The organism is Proteiniphilum sp. X52, from assembly GCF_003712195.1.
Lineage (GTDB): Bacteria > Bacteroidota > Bacteroidia > Bacteroidales > Dysgonomonadaceae > Proteiniphilum.
In genome coordinates, this window is the sequence record NZ_RDSD01000015.1 from 13011 (window position 1) to 32372 (window position 19362).

The following is a 19362-nucleotide window of genomic DNA, read 5'->3' on the forward strand; positions in this document are numbered from 1 at the left end:
CGTTTCAGTTGTTATTCGGTCGAATTCTCTTTTTCCGCAATTTATGTTTTATAATCCTGAAATTATACCTGAAACGCACTACGATTCCGAAGTTCTCCATGACAAGCTTTCTTTTGTCCCGAAGAAATACTTCATCCTCACCATATGACGATACTCCCGTACTATTAAAGTAGGCTATAATATACTCCCGATATTCAAACTCATAAGATTTGTCACGATGTAATTGCATATTAAGTGCATAATCTGCCGATACTTTATATTCCGTGTTGTATCTGTATTTTTTGAAAACACTCGCAGGATAAATAATTGCCTGATGAAAAATACCTCCTTTAGCCTGTTCGTAACCCGAAACAAAACCTCTTGATTTAATTCCTTCCCTTAAAACATTAGCGTAATAAACCTTATGCTGATCTTTTAGCTCATTTTCCACAAAGGTAGAGAAGTCGGACAAAAGCCTGTCGTCAGCGCCAATGAAATAGACCCACTGCCCACGGATGTATTCCAGCGCCTTGTTCATGGCGTCATATATTCCCTTGTCCGGTTCGCTTTTCCAAAATGCTATCCTGTCTTCATACCTCTTTAGTATCTCCTGGGTTCCATCGGTACTGTTTCCGTCAATTATGATCAGTTCGACGTGGTTTGCACACCGTTGTTCGATAATACTGTCAATACAGCCGGATATGCAGGAAGCGACATTGTATGTAACGCAAATAATACTGACAAATGGTTGTTTTTTCATACGGATTTGAACGAGTGGGATATGAGTCCTGTTTAGGCGCAATTATGTAAGGATTATTCAGCAGCACTCACAAAATCAATTGCGGCATCAAATTTTTTCATGATATTCCCCCATTGAAAATTTTTTTCCACATAAGACTTTCCTTTTTGCGCAATATCCTGCTTATCCCGGGCAGACAAATTCAATATTTTATTTATCTGCGCAATAAAATCTTCTTTATTATAGTACACAAAACCCGCTTCACTTCGGTCAATATGGGATTTTAACACATCACAATGACCGTTAGCTAAAACCGGTTTTCCGGCCGACATTGCTTCCAGTGTAACCATCGAGAGGCTTTCATATCGGGAAGGAATAAGCAGTGCTTCACAATGCTGTAAATAAGATAGCTTTTCTCCTTCATCTATAAATCCGGTAAATATAATATTATCATTCTTCACCTCGGTTTTCAGATGATTTTTACCAATCATTACAAGTTTTACTCCCGGTTTATTCACTTTGGTAAAGTAATCCAATAATTCTTTGCATCCTTTATGTATATCTATGCGTCCGATATACACAAAATACTGAGACTTTATCTCACGTTCTTTGTCTTCATCAAAGAGTGGCGGTTCAAAACCGATACCCGCAATATCCGACTTGATTCTCTGCGTGTCAGGATAAGTTGACTCTACCAAAAGTTTTTCACTTTTGGTATTGTACATAATAAACCTTGGCAAAGAAAACATTTTACGAAAACCTGAAAAATAAAATGAAGGCTCAGCATGGGCTGTAGGAATAAGAATACTTTTTTCTGTCACTTTCTGTAAGCCGAAATAAGTAGGATAATAGAGATAGGAGAAAAAAATAAATGCTTTATATTTCGCCTTCTCCTGCTCTATATAGGACATCATTTTTCTGCTGACCGGACCATGTCCCTCAATCCAAGAATCAAAGACACCCTCGTGATTTTTTCTTTTTTTATATCTGAAACGCCTCAGAAAAAGAATAAAAAGATTGCTCAGTGTATATTTCTCATTATAATATTTCAGGTTTCCCCGAAGATAACGAAATAATCGATGAGTTCCTTTCAGGTTTTCGTTTTCATTTATAAAACGTAATACCCGTCCCCCATTTATTATCTCTTCACCTGGGGGATAATGGTTATCCCATTTATGATAATCCAGCGAACAGGAGGTGAGAACCTCCACTTCATAACGCTCTTTTAAACGTTCAGCCAACAATCGGGCATGTAATTCCGCACCTCCATTAACCTCTTTTCCATATCGTTGTACAACTATTGCTATCTTATCCATATTTTCCTCGTCCTTTTCTAATTATTTCCACCATGGCTTACTATATCTCAAAGGATGATTTCTCCGGAAAGAGACACTTCAGAAAGGGTTCCACTCTTGTCCTGTCTGCGTCAGTAGCATGGTGACTGTCATTGAGACAAAAAAGAGCTGGTCGGTACCTGTTAATAAAATACATATAATCCGGTTTATGTACTCGTATTCTGCACGATTCGCTTCTGCCTACGTAACGTAGTTTACCCCGCCCTACAGCCAAGGCATAGTAAAGGTAAATGATCCGCTGAATGTCATCCTCACTTCTGATATGATGGGTTATGGTGGAATATATCTCATCCCGGAATAGATCTTCACAGACAAGTTGATAATCTGATTTAAGATAGGAATCGATATTATGATGAGGGGTTCCGGAATAGTATTTCCCAAATTTCTCCTCTATGAGTGAGGCTGCCCGATCGATGGTTTTCCGGTAGATATTGGTATGTATTTTGAATGTCTTTTTAAATTTGTTTATCCATTTACCCCAAAAAGCACGTTGTAATCTCGCCACAGGTAATCCCTCTTTTGTGAAAAAGAAACCTGGGGCAACTTCAGCGTTAAAAAACATATCGTCATTTGCATATAAAAAGTGTTCAGATAACTCCGGAATCTTATACAGAAAATGTTCGATTATCACCGAATTATAACAAGGTAATGCCTGGGGAGGAACAAGTTCCCGTATATCTACAATTCTAATTTTTTTGTCCTGCCAATTCAGCCAATCTGGTTTTTGGCCATCCGTGACAATAAAAATCCGACGAATCCATGGAGCATATTTTTCTGCCGAACGTAACGAATATTTCAACTCATCGTTGTTTGCGCTTCGCGCTTTAGTCGTAGCTTCAGAATTCAGGTCAACATTTCTTCCTAAAAACAGATTTTTCCTGGCGACCCATTCCGCGTCGCTTCCATCAACCCACAGATAAACCAAGTCTATATCAAATCGTTCTGTAAATTTCCTCATAATCGTGAAAATGTTGATCTCCGGAAAACTTTTCAGCATACGATTTTTCAACTTCTGCCAGTCCGGGGGTTTTATAAAAATCGTTCAAACCTCTATCTATAACCTGTTTCATAGGCTCTGGCTCAAAATTATCCCAAAAATAGGCATAAATGGAACCTATTTCCTTTAAACTGGTCTGCTGAGATGAGAAAACAGGTTTTCCAAACTGCATGGCCTCAATGACGGGTATCCCAAATCCCTCCAATAGGGAGGGAAAAAGAAACGCCTCACAATTCCGATACATCCATATCTTTTCCTCATACGATATAGCCTCATGTAATGTTACATTGGAAATATTCTCCTCTCTTATGCGTCTTTTTATATTCAAGGCGTAGGTGTTATGTTTTTTATCAGCCCCACTACCTATGATATAAAGGTGTTTTTCTGGAATCAGTTTCATCAGATCAAGCAAGACATGAAAATTTTTTTTTCGCTTGATAATTCCCAATGTAAAAAAGAACGGTTGAATTACGTCGAAGGCAGGTCTTGACGCCATCCTTTCATCCAACAATTGCACTTTATTATAGATTACTTTGCATTCTTTATCATGCAGCTGAAGTTCCCGCTCCACCTCTCTCTTCGTAAACTCGGAAATACAGACAATCTCATCCGCCCGATCTATTTTTTTTTGAAGTCTTCGGTGTCTCCTGATCTTGGAATTACCGGTTCTCTCATAGAGATAATTCAAATCGTGTATAGTCAGAATCAGTTTAGTGCTGGAATGGAATGGCCCAAAACGACTCAACTGATGAATGGAATGCCAGATATCAAATTTTGGGAAAGTATAAGGGCAATATTTTCTGAACCAGTTTGTGGAAGAAATATATTTCATTTTATTGCCGAAAGCACCTATATATCGCTTAGGAACCAGCAAGGTAAGCTCATACAAGGATGTATGGGCATGATAGTTATCCTTAAAATAATAACCATAGCTTAATGCAATTTGCCCTAGCCCAGAATAAAGGTTTTTAAGTGAAGAAAGATCAACCAAGAGTCTTTTTTTCATTTCTTATAATAATAAAACGATAATACAAGCGATTGTATACGGGTCATTATGCTTACCATAATTTCCACTTTAAGTTACAAAAATAGTTTATTTAATTCAATTACAGATATCGGAAGTTTCATTTCGTGGTTGAACAAGTCAAACAACACGGTCCTTCTTATACACGGTAAAAGGAATATCTTATTTTTCGAAAGCTGACTTGAGTGGAAGCAGCTTTTCCAAAAAAGGTTTTATTTTTCACGATCTACATCTCTAACCCGTTGGTTATCATTTAAACAAAAAAAGATCCAGCTGATATATATTTAAAAGATTTCTGAAATCGCTCTTGTGAAAAAGTAGCCGATCAGACTCTATTCTCCCTACATTTTTTATATGTCGTTTGTCTACAGCCAATGATGATATAAAAAAGCACGAACAGTGCATGTCGCCATAAATACGCTTACGGCTTGAGCCTAATGCTAGGGTAAATAAAGTAATCGAATCCATCTGACAAAGATTTTTCAATTTACCCATACACATAGAGCCTGAAAATTCAAATTAAACATGAGTTCGAGGTAAGAAAAGTAATGGTGAATGTTGGCGGAGGGTTTCCCCACTGTGGTGCCTGCCGTAGTGCTGGGCTATCATGCGAAGAAAGGTGGGTATCAAGGCGACTCACCAAGGATAGTACAAAAAATTGTATTTAAAATGAAGAATCTGAAGAATTTTTCTGTTTTCAGATTTTCCATTTACAGTATTATTTATTTATCTTTGAGGATGTAATGAGTAAATAACTACTTTTACGAAATTGGAAATACCCATTAAAAGCATATAAAAAATTGGGTTTAAGCAAATTTACAAATTCTCACAGGAATATCAATTTACATGAAATTGCGATATATTTTGTATAACCCTATACTCTATAGAGTTTTATTTTTATAAGAAGATCATGTTAAAAGAATCACTACACAACATCTTAATCCGCGACATGTGTCAAACCGGGCAGTTATCCACCCGGGCGGCCAATTGTTGTTCAATGGCAGGTTTAATCACTCTTTACGATGTAGTTTCTTATTTCGAAATGGGTCGCTCTTTTTTGCTGCTAAAAAATTCCGGCCGCAAGACATCGGGTGAGTTGGAAATGTTATGCAAAGAAACGCTTTCGCGGCTCGAGGAACCAAAAGAAGAAACCCCGGAAATTGACAGAGAAACAGAAGTGAAGGATTTGCTCGAGAATGATTTTTACCGCTCCATCAATGAAAGACTTATTTCACCCACTGAATTGTTAGATTATTTGTCTCCTTTACAAAAAAAAATATTGGAAAAGGAATATGATAAACTTGTCTCATCTTGTTCTGACCGCACCGCCAGATGGTTAAGAATGGTCGATTTTAACGATTTTGTAAATAATTATCTCATCGAAGAAAACAACGCCCTCATGAAAATCAGGAATTTAGGGAAGAAAGCGTTCCCGGAGCTGGTGGGTTTTAAAGAGACGTTCAAAAAAGTATTATTCCGCATCACACATTCACCGGAGGAAGATTTTCCGAGGGAGAAGCTGATATTGGAAAAAGGCAAATGGTTTGAGGAAGATTTTGTATATGATTACTATGTGCGACAGGGACACGTCCCCATGTTTTGGATACTTGAAAAGGAGCTCAGGTCGGACCACAGCAGGAAAATGGATATTCTCCTCAATACATATCCGATATTTGAAGGATATCGATTCCTGACGTATAAGGAATTACGAGAAAAATACAACCTGTCTGCCCAACGGATCTATCAAATCAAGAATAAAACATTCAAGCATTTCTTTTCAGCAGAAAATCCCCTTTTGACAAACAGGAAGGAGGAATGGGCCTTTTATAAAAACTTAATCGGTGATGAAGAGGTCTTATGGCAAGACGATGATCGCATCTCCACCCTCATAGAACAAGAGAATATTCACTTTACCCGAGGGTTTGTCTTACAGGTGCTTTCCCTACTTACCGATACCACCCATATGCTACTGGGCGGCTTAGACTCCCCGCCGGGAAAGAATATAATGAGAAAAAACAGTGTGTTGATTCCAATTGACCCGGCTTTCGCTTTCAATTTTAATAGATTCATCTCGGATGTCAGATATTTAATTTCCATCAATCAGGCAAGAATTCTCTCAGACTTCGAATCTTATATATTGCGCTCCCCGGGATGGCTAAAATATAAGGAGGAAATACTGGAAGGTGTGATAAAGGTCGCGTCCGAAATCCTTGAGCATGAGTTCGGCCTTGCGACCGTCTCGGGAAAAGTCATCACCCCACCCCCTCCTGTTCTTCCCAAACATCCTTCCGATGTGATATATGAAATATTGAAACAGCAAGGGACACCCATGCACATAGATGATCTATTCACAGAATTCAAAAAGATACTCCCGGGACATAAGTATACCTCCTCCAAACAACTTCGGCCTCTTTTATACCAACATGATCTAATAACCCACAAAGGCCGAAAAAGCATGTATATGCTAAAAGAATGGAAACATATCAAGTCGGGCACCATCAGGGAAACTATCATTGAATTTTTAAACGGGCATGATCGTCCGCGTGCGGTCAGGGAAATAACAAATCACGTTTTGCAATATTTTCCCGAGACAAATATCAACAGCATCCGCACCTCGATGATCAAAGACTCAAAGAAACGTTTCAAGCAATATAAGAACGGGTGTTTCGGTTTAAGCGATAAGACCTATCCGGACAAGACGGGCGACCCGGCGACGCTTGGTATTTCCAACAACCCATTTGACGAGAGGCTGTCTGACTTGGAAAAATTCATCTCACAGCACTGGCATTTCCCTTTTTCCGTTTCAACCGACCAGAATGAGATGTCGTTGTATCGGTGGTGGAGGTTACAATGCGTTCATTTTGACAAACTGACACAAGGGCAAAAAACTGAGGTAGAGAGGATAAAAAATCAATACGCGGGTCTTGACACGGAAAAAAAGGTCTATGAGTGGAACAACCGGTACAATATCCTCATTGGCTTTCTTCTTACTAATCAACGCATGCCGTCCCCGGATAGCCGGGGGCTGGAAAAATTACTGCACGAATGGTACCTCAGGGCAACAAGCGATTTCAACAGGAAGAACGGTTTAAGCGATGAACAAAGAAGAAAATACATGGACATTGAAAAGATGGCGAAAATAGAATATTCGTCCCCCTCTTCATAAATTGTGTCATTTATCCCGGGAAGCATCTATTTTTTCTTTGATATCCTCCAGAATTATTATGGAACGTTCGTCGAGCATCTCCGCCATGGGATATCTCCGGACAGGAACCTTCTCCGGCAAATTCATATTCACCAGCCATTTCAGCACCAGGGTGCACTTTCTGTCGTCACACCCCACCACCACACAGGGAATGGAGTCGCTGTCCGATAAAGCATTTTTGGCCCGACGGACCGCTTTGCGATGGGAGGGATACATTTCCTTGTTGATGAGAAGCATGCCTTTATACTTGTCCAGGACAAGGAACTCCTGTTTCTGAGTCTCCTCATTCCTGGCCACCTTCACCCATGTGGTTTGCCCGACCATTTTTTGCGGAATTCCCAGGGCCCAGTCCACATCAGTCTCATTTTGGGAGAGCTCTATGTGCCCGTCCTCACTCTCTCCCAGATAGATCACCTGCACGGTAGTGCCGCCCTCCATATCGTCTAAAGAGACCGAACCCTCCAGTTTGGTTTTGTGCAGCAAACCCACGATAGATCCGTGTCTCCAATTGAAATGGTAACCGATATCTATGAACAGCCCATATTCCCTTTTATGGATGATCAAGCCCTTGTAAAGCCCCCCTATGGCCAGTTCCGCCTGTTTGAATTGTGGCACGTCGCCGTCAAGGATAATGGAAAACCGCTCCCTGACGATGCGGTGGATCTTACAATAGAACTTTTTCCCGATCAGGCTGGGGGCAACATGGAGCCACGCACTCCTGTCAAAATACCTCCATGGCATATGATTGAAAGAAATATACGCATATAATCCTTTTACCTTGGCTAAAAATCCATATATCTTCACATCCACAACCTTGAACGGAAGGGTATCCGAATGTTGCCTGTGCATTTCAAGTTCATGGAGACGCTCCGATTTCCAATCTTTCTTATTGCTCTTACCGGGAATCTTTAATTTGTTTTTTATTTCATTGGTGATCGTCCGAAGCATTATTCATCGCCATTTCAGGAATATTTTCCCCGTATCTTCGACTTATTGTAACAAAGCTATGCAAAAAAAATCAGACATCCAAATCCATATAGGTTGTCGCCCTTTTCGGATTTCACTTGAACTATCCCGCTGCGAAAAATGGCAGAATAAAGCCCACCACAACCAAATTTACTTTAACTTTGCCGTGACGGATAAATGGCTATGTTTTTTTCACAACATAGATGCCATCTAAAAATAAGAACAATCCATTGATATCGGATGTTTTATGAAAATAGAAACACCATAGATACAAAGACTATGCAAACGAAAAAAAAGAGAATAAGAATCAAGACAAAAGTATTCGTCCCGTTGGTCTTTATTATCGCCGTACTTTTTACCACCTATTTTTTCCCGCGTCAGGGAAGCTTCAAGTATAACTTCAACGAGGGCAGGCCGTGGCAATACGGGCTGCTCACCGCGCCGTTCGATTTCCCCGTGTATAAACCTGCCGCGCAACTGAAGGCGGAGCAGGACAGTATCCTGGAATTTTATGAGCCTTATTTCCTGATTGACGAGGAGATCCGGAAGAACGCTCTCGCCGAATTCGACGCGGATGCCAACCTGAAAGCCAGGGTCGCCGAATTGGCTCCCGAATATAAACTTTATATTCGAAATAAATTAAATGAGGTGTATGATAACGGCATTATGCGTTCGGAAGATTATGACCGGATATACAAATCACACACGCAGGCATTGCGGATAAAAAAAGGCAATGTGGCCGAGTCCAGAAAAGTGGAAAAATTCTTTACTATCCGTTCCGCTTATGAGAAAGTGCTCAATGATACCCCATCAAGCATCGACGCGGGTATCCTCAAAACCGCCAATATCAATGAATATATCCGGGAAAACGTGTTGTATGACGCGGCCACATCGGAAAAGGCCCAAAACGAATTCATCCAGCAGGTCGACATAAGCCATGGCTTGGTCCAAAGGGGGCAACGTATCATTGACCAGGGCGAGATCGTCGACTCACAGACATACAACATACTCTCCTCCCTGAAACGGGTAACGGAGGAGCGAAACGGGGGCACCACCCGGAACAACTGGGTGTTGCTGGGCCAGTTCCTCCTCATCCTGTTCATGTTCGCCTCGTTTTACACCTATCTCCTCTATTTCCGCCCGGCAGAATACCGGAACCGGAAACACGTGCTTTTCATGGTGCTGCAGATCGTCTTCTTCATACTGCTTACGGCCATTACGGTAAGGCTTGAACTTTTCAGCATCTACATCATCCCTTACGCCATCGTCACCATTCTTATCCGCACCTTCATTGACTCACGCACGGCATTATTCGCCAGCCTCACCACCATCCTTGTGAGTTCGCTTATGGTGCCGTTCCCTTTCGAATTCATCATCATCCAGATCTCGGTAGCCATGGTGTCCATCTTCATGCTGAAAGAGTTGACGGAACGTTCGCAACTGATCAAAAGCTCGTTCTTTATCCTGCTCACCTATATCTTGGTTTATATCGGATTGGAATTGTATCAGGAAGGAAATGTGAAAGAGATCCACTGGGTGGTACTGGTCTATTTCCTTATCAACTTCATCTTCATCATGTTCTCCTACTCGCTGGTTTACGTGGTGGAGAAGTCGTTCGGTTTTATTTCGGGCGTCTCATTGGTGGAACTCTCCAACATCAACAAACCCTTACTGAAAGAACTCTCGGAAAAGGCGCCGGGCACCTTCCAGCACTCACTCCAGGTGTCCAACCTGGCAATGGCCGCAGCCGCGAAACTGGGGGCGAACGCGTCGCTGATGAGAACCGGAGCGCTATACCACGACATAGGGAAGATGACGAACCCTGCTTTTTTCACCGAGAACCAGACCCCCGGGATGAACCCGCACGCGGGGCTCCCTCCCGAAGAGAGCGCCCGCATTATCATCAACCACGTGAAAGACGGGGTGAAGATCGCCCAGAAACACAACCTCCCCCGGCAAATAGTGGAATTCATCGAGACGCACCACGGCACAAGCGTGCCAAGGTATTTTTATATCTCCTGGAAAAATGCCAACCCCGGCAAAGAGGCCAACGAGGCGGATTTCCGTTATCCGGGACCCAACCCTTTCTCGAAAGAGACTGCCATTATGATGATGGCCGACGCGGTGGAGGCCTCATCGCGCAGCCTGCCTGAATATACGGAGGAGTCACTCCGGAACCTGGTCGACAAAATTATAGACGGACAACTGGCTGAGGGTCATTTCAAATCGGCTCCCATCACTTTCAAAGACATACAGACGGCGAAAGATGTTTTCGTGGAAAAACTGGTCACGATATACCATTCACGAATTGCCTATCCCGAACTGAAACGGCCGGAAAACTAATCAGAGTTACTCCCATTCGATGGTGGCGGGGGGCTTCGATGAAATATCGTACACAACGCGGTTGACCCCTTTCACCTTGTTGATGATTTCATTCGACACTTTCGCCAGAAATTCGTAAGGCAGATGTGCCCAATCGGCCGTCATGGCATCTGTCGATGTCACGGCCCGCAATGCGACCGTGTTTTCATAGGTGCGCTCATCCCCCATCACACCGACCGACCGCACCGGCAACAAAATAGCTCCCGCCTGCCACACCTTATCATACAATCCGGCCGAGCGGAGATTTGATATGAATATATCGTCGGCGTCCTGCGCCATACGCACCTTTTCAGGGGTAATGTCTCCCAGGATACGAATGCCCAACCCCGGCCCGGGAAACGGATGGCGATGGATCAGGTGAGGTTGCATGCCCAGCTCCAACCCTATCTTGCGCACTTCATCCTTGAACAAAAGCTTCAATGGCTCACACAATTTCAGGTGCATCTTCTCCGGTAATCCCCCCACGTTATGGTGGCTTTTAATGGTAACACCGGTAATGGAGAGCGACTCGATGATGTCGGGATAGATGGTACCCTGTGCCAGCCATTTGATATCTTCCAGTTTATGGGCTTCCCTATCAAACACATCGATAAATCCTTTCCCTATGATCTTGCGTTTACGCTCCGGGTCAGTCACGCCCTCCAGTTCTTTGTAGAAATAGGCTTTCGCATCTACTCCGATTACGTTCAGTCCCAGATGTTCGTAATTCTCCAACACGGTCTCGAACTCATTCTTACGCAACAGGCCGTGATCCACAAAAATACAAGTAAGATTCCTGCCAATGGCTTTGTTGAGCAACACTGCCGTGACCGACGAATCCACACCTCCCGAAAGGGCAAGGATCACTTTGTCGTCACCCAACCGCGCTTTTAATTCCTGCACGGTGGTCTCAATGAAGGAGGCGGGTGTCCAGTCCTTCTTCACGCCGCAAACAGCGAGAAAATTATCCAAGATCTCCGTCCCGCGTTCCGTGTGAAACACCTCGGGATGAAACTGCACTCCCCAGGTTTTCTCATTATCCACCTTGTATGCGGCCAAAGCGACGTCATCGGTCGAGGCAATCACCCGGAAACCCTCCGGCATGTGAACAATCGTATCGCCGTGTGACATCCACACCTGATTCTCCCGATTCATGGATCCCAGCAAAGGATCATTTTCATCAGTGACGCGCAAACGGGCACGCCCATACTCCCGGCTATCGCTCTTCTCCACAACGCCTCCCGCCGATTGCGCCATTAACTGCGCACCGTAGCAAATACCCAATACGGGGTATCGGCCGCGAATCCCATTCAAATCGGTCTTGAAAGCTTCGGTGTCGTTCACCGAGAAAGGACTTCCGGAAAGGATCACTCCCTTTACCGATTCATCTCCGAAAGGGAATTTATTGTAAGGTACTATCTCGCAGTAGGTGTTCAATTCTCTCACGCGGCGACCTATCAGCTGCGTGGTTTGCGAACCGAAATCGAGAATGATAATTTTTTCGTGCATATCGTATTACCGTGGGTTGGGACGCCTACAAACGGCGTCGATTCAAAAAAAGAAGTTTTAAGAACGCAAAGATACGAAAAGACCCCGGAAAAATGGCAAAACTCGAATGAATTGAATGGTTGTTCGTGAGTGAGAGCAAAGAATTATAAATTATCTCGCTGAATATGGAGCAAAAATGAAACAAATTATTATCTTTGAAGATTAGTTTGTAACGCTGTATGAAACGAAACAACTTTTTTTCTGTCTGTATATTGATGTTTTTTTGCTTTTGCGCAAAAGCGCAAACCCTTGACGATGCCAAGAGCTGGTATCTGGAAGGCCGTTATGCCGAAGCGTTACCCGTTTTTCAGACAGAATATCTCAATAATCCCAACAATGCCTCCATCAATCAATGGCTGGGTGCAAGCCTCTATGAAACCGGAAGAATACTCGAAGCACAAAAGTACCTCGAATTTGCCTCGGGACGGAAAATTACCGATGCCTACATTTACCTGGGAGAACTTTACGCGAAGTTGTATCGTTTTGAAGATGCCGCGAAAGAGTTCGACAAATACCAACGGGCCAAACGCAGAGACAGCGAGGCGTTGGAAATACTGGATCGGAAACGGGCAAATGCGGAAAGGCTGCAAAGAGCGGTCAACCGCACGGAAGACCTGCAGATCATCGACAGTCTGGTGATTGTGAAGTCGGATTTTCTGTCGGCTTACAACCTGAGCGCCTCATCAGGTTCAATAATGCCTGTACAGGCATTCTTTTCCGGCCGGTCGATGACGGATGAAACACTCTTTATGAATGAGCGACGCGACAAGATATACTATTCGGAAGGTGATGCGGCAACCGGCACCGATCTCTATACGATGGACAAATTGCTCGACACCTTCGGAAATGAGAAGAGATTGCCGGGAACCATCAACAAAGAGGGCAGCCAGGCATTTCCATTCGTTTTGAGTGACGGGATGACGCTCTATTTTGCCTCTACGGATGAATCTTCCTTCGGCGGATATGACCTGTTCGTCACCCGCTACAATCTCGCCTCGGACTCCTACCTCAATCCCAACCAGTTGAATATGCCCTTCAATTCGCCTTTTAACGATTACATGCTCGCGATTGATGAAGAGAAAGGCATCGGGTGGTTTGCGTCCGACCGGTTTCAACCGGCCGACTCGGTATGTATCTATACCTTTATCCCGAACCCGCAGGTGCGACTGGTCGAAAGTGAGGATGCCGCTTATCTGGCACGGAGAGCGCGGATCTCTTCCATTGCCGACACATGGAAGGAAGGCGCGGACTATGGACCGCTTCGCTCACTGGCACAGCAAAAGAGAGTCTCAAGGGAAGAAACGGCAGGCGATTTCACATTTGTGATCAATGACCGGACCACTTACCATACCCTGTCGGATTTCAGGAATGACCATGCCAGGTCGCTCTTTTCCCGGGCCTTGGCTGATGAAAAACGGTTACAGGCACTCAATGAGGAACTCTCACAGAAAAGAGACCAGTATGCCGGTGGAGCAACAAACGGCCCTCTCGCAGCATCGATCCTCAGCCTGGAAAAAGAAAGTGAATCCATTTTCCGGGAAATTGAAAGACTCAAAATGCAAGCAAGAAATGAAGAAATACGCACTCAGTTTAATCAAAAGTAAACGTATATGACATTCGATCTGATCATCATCCTCGCCGTGATCCTGCTGGGAATAGTGTTCATGCTCATTGAGATCTTCCTCCTCCCCGGGATCAGTATCGCAGGTATTGCCGGCGCTATTTTCCTGATAGGAGGGATAATATATGCCTATATCTTTCAGGGTAGCGCCATAGGGAATATCACACTCGCGGGAACAGCCGTGCTGCTTGGCGGAAGTTTTTTCTGGCTGCTCAAATCAAAGTCATTACGAAGGATCTCCTTAGACACAAACATCGAAGGGAAAGTGGATACCTCCTATTTGCAGAAAATTGGCGTGGGCGACAGTGGCGTGACGCTTTCCCGGTTGAATCCCATCGGGCAGGTATTGATCAACGATGTGGAAGTGGAAGGTAAATCATTCGACGGGGAGTTTCTTGACGAAGACATTGAAATAGAAGTGATAAAGGTGGAAACCTACAATGTGCTGGTAAAGAAAAAAGAGGCTGTTTTACCCTGAGAGTAGACAAAAATAATTTAATATAAAACATCAAAACAAATTTATTATGACAGTTTTATCATTCCCACTGATTATTACGATTGCCGTAATCATCATCTTTTTATTGATATTCTTTCATTACGTTCCCTTTTTCCTGTGGATAAATGCATTATCGGCAGGAGTGCGCATCTCGCTCGTGCAACTCTTCCTGATGCGCCTGCGCCGCGTACCGCCCCACACCATCGTTTACGCGATGATTGAGGGGCACAAGGCCGGACTCAAGATGATTACCCGCGACAACTTGGAAGCGCACTATCTTGCCGGGGGACACGTGGAGAAGGTAGTGCATGCATTGGTATCGGCATCCAAAGCAAACATCGACCTTACTTTTCAGATGGCCACAGCCATTGACCTGGCCGGACGCGATGTGCTGGAAGCCGTCAGGATGTCTGTGAACCCAAAAGTGATCGATACGCCTCCCGTCTCCGCCGTGGCCATGGACGGTATCCAGTTGATCGCCAAAGCCCGGGTGACGGTACGTGCCAATATTAAACGGTTAGTGGGTGGTGCCGGTGAAGAAACTATCCTTGCCCGTGTGGGGGAAGGGATCGTCTCCTCCATCGGCTCGGCAGTCTCGCACAAATCGGTGCTCGAAAACCCTGATTCAATCTCCAAGCTGGTATTGAAAAAGGGATTGGATGCGGGAACAGCATTTGAAATTCTCTCTATCGATATCGCCGACATCGATATAGGTAAAAATATCGGCGCTGTGTTGCAGATGGATCAGGCACAGGCCGACAAGAATATCGCGCAGGCACGCGCCGAGGAGCGGCGGGCCATGGCTATCGCCTTGGAGCAGGAGATGAAGGCCAAAGCCCAGGAAGCCCGCGCCAAAGTGATTGAAGCGGAAGCGGAAGTCCCGATCGCCATGGCCGAAGCATTCCGTAACGGAAATCTCGGTATCATGGACTATTACCGGATGGAAAATATCAAGGCTGATACGGATATGAGGGACTCTATTGCCAAACCGCAGGGTGGCGGAAATAAAAAATAATTATCACAAACAATACATATTATGAGAATCATACCTGAATCGGAATTGATCATCAACTCCGACGGGAGCGCCTTTCATCTCCATATCCGACCGGAGCAACTTTCGGACAGGATCGTAATGATGGGAGATCCCGATCGTGTAACGATGACAGCCTCATTTTTTGACAGCATTGAATGCGATGTGCGCAGCCGGGAATTCCATACCGTCACCGGGATCTATAAAGGCAAACGGATTACCGCGCTCTCGCACGGCATCGGCACCGACAACATAGATATCGTGCTCACTGAGTTGGATGCGCTGGCCAATATCGACTTCAATACGCGATTGGTCAAAGAGGAACTCAAACAGCTAACAATGGTGCGGGTAGGCACATCAGGGGGAATGCAGCCGCATTGCCCCGTGGGTTCTTACGTGGTATCGGAGAAATCAATCGGTTTCGACGGACTTATCCATTATTATGGGGGTTCGGAATCGATCCGCGAAAAGGATTTCGAAGAGGCTTTCCAAAGGGAGGTGGGCTGGTCACCCTACCACTGCTCTCCGTATGTGGTGAGTGCCGACGAGGAGCTTGTCGACCGTATCGGTTTTGACATGATCCGCGGGGTTACCATCTCCGCCATCGGTTTTTACGGCCCCCAGGGAAGGCATGTGCGACTGCCGCTGGCCGATCCCAACCTGAATGCTAAAATCGAATCGTTCCGCTTCGGGGAGCATTCCATCACCAATTACGAGATGGAAAGTTCCGCTATCGCGGGATTAGGGAAGTTGATGGGACACAAGGCAATGACTGTCTGCGCCATAATTGCCAACCGTGTGGCCCTGAAGTCGAATGCCGACTATAAAGGCTCCATAGAAGATCTTTTGCAAATAGTACTGGACAGGATTTAAGATTTTAGATTCAAGATTCAAGACTTAAGATTTCAAATTCAAGATTCAACATACTCCTATCAATTAGTAATTGGTAATTAGTAATTGGTAATTTATAATTAAATTCACATGAAGAAGTTAATCATTCTGTTGCTGCTTGTAACCGGTTCGGCCGCCCATGCACAGCAAAATCCTCCTCTGCCTGTGGATCCGAAGGTGAGGACTGGAAAACTTGAAAACGGACTCACCTACTATATCCGGCAAAACAACCTTCCCGAAAACAGGGCCGATTTTTACATCGCACAGAAAGTGGGATCCATGCAGGAGGAAGACAATCAGGCCGGTCTGGCTCACTTCCTGGAGCACATGGCATTTAACGGGACGACCCATTTCCCCGGGAAAAGCATGCTGAACTATCTGCAGGACAATGGAATTAAGTTCGGCACTAACATCAACGCCTATACCTCTTTCGATGAAACGGTTTATCATATATCCAATATCCCGACAACCAACAAGAACCTGGTAGACTCGGCCCTGCTTGTGCTTCATGACTGGTCCAACGCCATTGCCCTTGAAGAGGAAGAGCTCGAAAACGAACGGGGTGTGATCCGGGAGGAGTGGCGTACCCGCGGTGGCGCGCAACAACGGTTATGGGATCAATTGCTCCCTAAAATGTATCCCGACAGCAAATATGCCAAACGCATGCCTATCGGAAGCATCGATGTGATCAATAATTTCAAACCGGAAGAGATCAGGGCTTACTACCATAAATGGTATCGTCCCGACCTGCAGGGAATCATCATTGTGGGTGATATTGATGTGGATGAGATGGAACAAAAGATAAAGGAACTGTTCTCGCCCATCCAACTCGCTGAGGAAAGGGCTGAACGGGAATACTATCCTGTTCCTGATAACAAGGATCCCATCGTGGCCATTGCCACCGACAAGGAAGCCCGTAATACACAGATAATGCTTTTTTACAAGCACGATACGATGCCCGACGAGTTCAGGAATACCCAGATGGGCTATATCACGGAATATATCTTCAATGCCGCTGCCGCCATGATGAACCAGCGGTTTGCCGAAATCATACAGAAACCCGACGCCCCTTTCACTTCCGCATTCGCATACAATAACGATTACTTCGTGGCCAAAACAAAAGACGCCTGGACCGTAGTGGCAGGAAGCGCCGAAGACAAGATAGAGAATGCGCTGGCAGCTATGGTACGTGAGACGGAAAGGGTGAAACGGCACGGATTCACCGCGTCGGAATATGAGGTGGCACGCACCAACATCCTCAAAGGATATGAAGATGCGTATAACAACCGGGATAAGCAGAGGAACGCTTCCTATTCACAGGAATATGTACGAGCGTTTACCGACGGAGAACCTATTCCGGGCATTGAGTTCGAATACCAATTTCTGCAGGCGGTGGTGCCCAACATCCCGGTAGAGGCGGTCAACCAGACTATTCAACAGCTGATGGGTGATGAAAACATCGTCATTGCCGTTACCGGCCCTGAAAAAGAAGGATTGGCATATCCTGCCGAAGACGCGTTGCTCAACGTACTGGCATCGGCACAGGCTGAAACTATCGAGCCTTATGCCGGAGAGGTGATTGATGAGCCGTTGGTGGCCACGCCTCCCGCTCCGGGCAAGATCGTAAAAGCGGAAAAGGATGAGGCGATGGACGCCACGGTGTGGACACTGGAAAACGGGATGAGGGTGATCCTGAAAAATACCGACTTCAAAGACGACCAGATCGTAATGACCGGTACAAGTGCCGGCGGATACTCCCACTATGGAGCACAGTATCCGGTTAACAGCAGGCTGATGAGCAATGTGGCCACACTGGGAGGAGTGGGTAATTTCAGCGCGACCGACCTACCCAAGGTGCTGGCCGGAAAGACCGCTTCCGCACATCCGGGTATCAGCCTCACCACACAGGATTTCAACGGTTCTTCTTCCATCAGGGATTTCGAAACCATGCTGCAACTGGTTTACCTCTATTTCACTGCTCCACGGCAGGATAACGACGCTTTCCAATCATTCATCCAACGCATGGAGACCCAGTTGAAAAACCAGGAGGCCGAACCGATGGTGGCCTTCAGTGACTCTGTGTCGACTGCTTTGTATGGCGATAATCCATTGACAAAGAGAATAAAGGCCGATGATCTGAAAAAGGTCGATTACAACCGTATCATGGAGATGTATGCCGAACGGTTCTCCAATCCCGGCAGTTTTGTGTTCACCTTCGTGGGTAACATCGATGAGGAAAAGGTTCGTCCCGTAGTAGAACAGTATCTGGCTTCATTACCGGGAAAGGCAGGGAAAGGCGAATTTGCGAAAATACCCATGAACTTCCGGGAAGGAAGCTTCGAGAATATTTTCCAACGGGAGATGCAGAACCCCAAAGCTTCGGTGTTCAACACCATAACGGGAAAAACAACCCGGGAGATGAAGAACCGGATACTGATGGGCATGTTCGACCAGATCCTCGATATCATTTACACCGAGAAAGTGCGTGAGGAGGAAGGGGGTACTTACGGCGTATACGCCGGAGGTTCCATCTCCCGTTATCCGGAGGGGCAAACCATCTTACAGATCAGGTTCGACACTGATCCCGAGAGAATGGAACATCTCAATCAAATGGTTTTGGACCTACTAAAGGAATTCGCGGCAGAAGGCCCGCGTGACAGCGATTTTTCCAAGGTAAAAGAGTACATGAACAAGAGTTATCACGAAAAACTCAAAGAGAACAGTTACTGGCTGAACATCCTCGACAACAAATATTTTTACGGCGAAGACAATCACACTCAATATATTGAAACTGTAAATGCCATCACAAAAGATGATCTTCGCGGTTTCGCCAAAGCTCTGCTCGATCAGGGCAACCTGAAAACAATAGTGATGATGCCGAAAATAACGGAATGATCCTATATCCATAGGATTATCATAATCGAGTAGGAGGTAAACGCTAATCGCAGGCGTTTATCTCCTACTTTCACGTTTACCGACCTCTCCCATCACCGTACGTGCCGTTCGGCAGGTGGCCATTCCTTAATATTGCACTCGAACCATTTAACCATGATAGTCCATCAAACATCGCCAGCCTTGTCGTTGCAATGATTCATTGATGATTGATCGATGGAGTATCGGGCTGTTTTTTTTATTTATATTTGCGATGTA

13 protein-coding genes are annotated in these 19362 nt (G+C 45.0%); 7 read left to right on the forward strand and 6 right to left on the reverse strand.

The window, feature by feature from the left end:
* Positions 1-4: 4 nt before the first annotated feature.
* The 4 genes from D7D25_RS12035 to D7D25_RS12050 form a co-directional block, all read right to left on the reverse strand.
* On the reverse strand, positions 5-739 hold the full coding sequence (locus tag D7D25_RS12035; protein WP_122969203.1) for a glycosyltransferase family 2 protein: 735 nt from the start codon (positions 737-739) through the stop codon (positions 5-7).
* Positions 740-792: 53 nt separating this feature from the next.
* Positions 793-1629, reverse strand: a complete 837-nt coding sequence (locus D7D25_RS12040) for a glycosyltransferase family 4 protein (protein WP_221408009.1) — start codon at positions 1627-1629, stop codon at positions 793-795.
* A 445-nt stretch (positions 1630-2074) separates the two neighbouring features.
* Positions 2075-3031, reverse strand: a complete 957-nt coding sequence (locus tag D7D25_RS12045) for a Stealth CR1 domain-containing protein (RefSeq protein ID WP_122969205.1) — start codon at positions 3029-3031, stop codon at positions 2075-2077.
* Positions 3006-4076 (reverse strand): glycosyltransferase family 1 protein, encoded by a 1071-nt coding sequence (locus D7D25_RS12050; protein WP_122969206.1) that lies wholly within the window; start codon positions 4074-4076, stop codon positions 3006-3008. Before D7D25_RS12050 ends, D7D25_RS12045 begins: the two co-directional genes overlap by 26 nt.
* A 1015-nt stretch (positions 4077-5091) precedes the next feature.
* Here D7D25_RS12050 and D7D25_RS12060 point away from each other — a divergent pair.
* Complete coding sequence (locus tag D7D25_RS12060; RefSeq protein WP_148038923.1) at positions 5092-7260, forward strand: hypothetical protein; 2169 nt, start codon at positions 5092-5094, stop codon at positions 7258-7260.
* Between the two features lie 6 nt (positions 7261-7266).
* Here D7D25_RS12060 and D7D25_RS12065 read toward each other — a convergent pair whose 3' ends face one another.
* Positions 7267-8247, reverse strand: a complete 981-nt coding sequence (locus tag D7D25_RS12065) for a hypothetical protein (protein ID WP_122969209.1) — start codon at positions 8245-8247, stop codon at positions 7267-7269.
* Between the two features lie 297 nt (positions 8248-8544).
* Here D7D25_RS12065 and D7D25_RS12070 point away from each other — a divergent pair, with 297 nt between their 5' ends.
* Entirely contained in the window at positions 8545-10608 is a 2064-nt protein-coding gene (locus D7D25_RS12070) for an HD family phosphohydrolase (RefSeq protein WP_122969261.1), read from the forward strand.
* Positions 10609-10614: 6 nt separating this feature from the next.
* Here D7D25_RS12070 and guaA read toward each other — a convergent pair whose 3' ends face one another.
* Positions 10615-12135: a glutamine-hydrolyzing GMP synthase gene (gene guaA, locus D7D25_RS12075; RefSeq protein WP_122969210.1), complete on the reverse strand. Its 1521-nt coding sequence runs from the start codon at positions 12133-12135 to the stop codon at positions 10615-10617.
* 218 nt (positions 12136-12353) lie between these two features.
* Between guaA and D7D25_RS12080 the strand changes: the two genes are divergently transcribed.
* The 5 genes from D7D25_RS12080 (at position 12354) to D7D25_RS12100 (ending at position 19107) form a co-directional block, all read left to right on the forward strand.
* Positions 12354-13778, forward strand: a complete 1425-nt coding sequence (locus tag D7D25_RS12080) for a tetratricopeptide repeat protein (protein WP_148038924.1) — start codon at positions 12354-12356, stop codon at positions 13776-13778.
* A gap of 6 nt (positions 13779-13784) precedes the next feature.
* Positions 13785-14273, forward strand: coding sequence for a hypothetical protein (locus tag D7D25_RS12085; protein ID WP_122969212.1), 489 nt, complete (start codon positions 13785-13787; stop codon positions 14271-14273).
* A gap of 46 nt (positions 14274-14319) precedes the next feature.
* A complete protein-coding gene (floA, locus tag D7D25_RS12090; protein ID WP_122969213.1) occupies positions 14320-15306 on the forward strand; it encodes a flotillin-like protein FloA in 987 nt (328 codons plus the stop codon).
* A gap of 21 nt (positions 15307-15327) precedes the next feature.
* Positions 15328-16194, forward strand: a complete 867-nt coding sequence (locus D7D25_RS12095; RefSeq protein WP_122969214.1) for a nucleoside phosphorylase — start codon at positions 15328-15330, stop codon at positions 16192-16194.
* A gap of 108 nt (positions 16195-16302) precedes the next feature.
* On the forward strand, positions 16303-19107 hold the full coding sequence (locus D7D25_RS12100; protein ID WP_122969215.1) for a pitrilysin family protein: 2805 nt from the start codon (positions 16303-16305) through the stop codon (positions 19105-19107).
* The last annotated feature ends 255 nt before the right edge of the window (positions 19108-19362 follow it).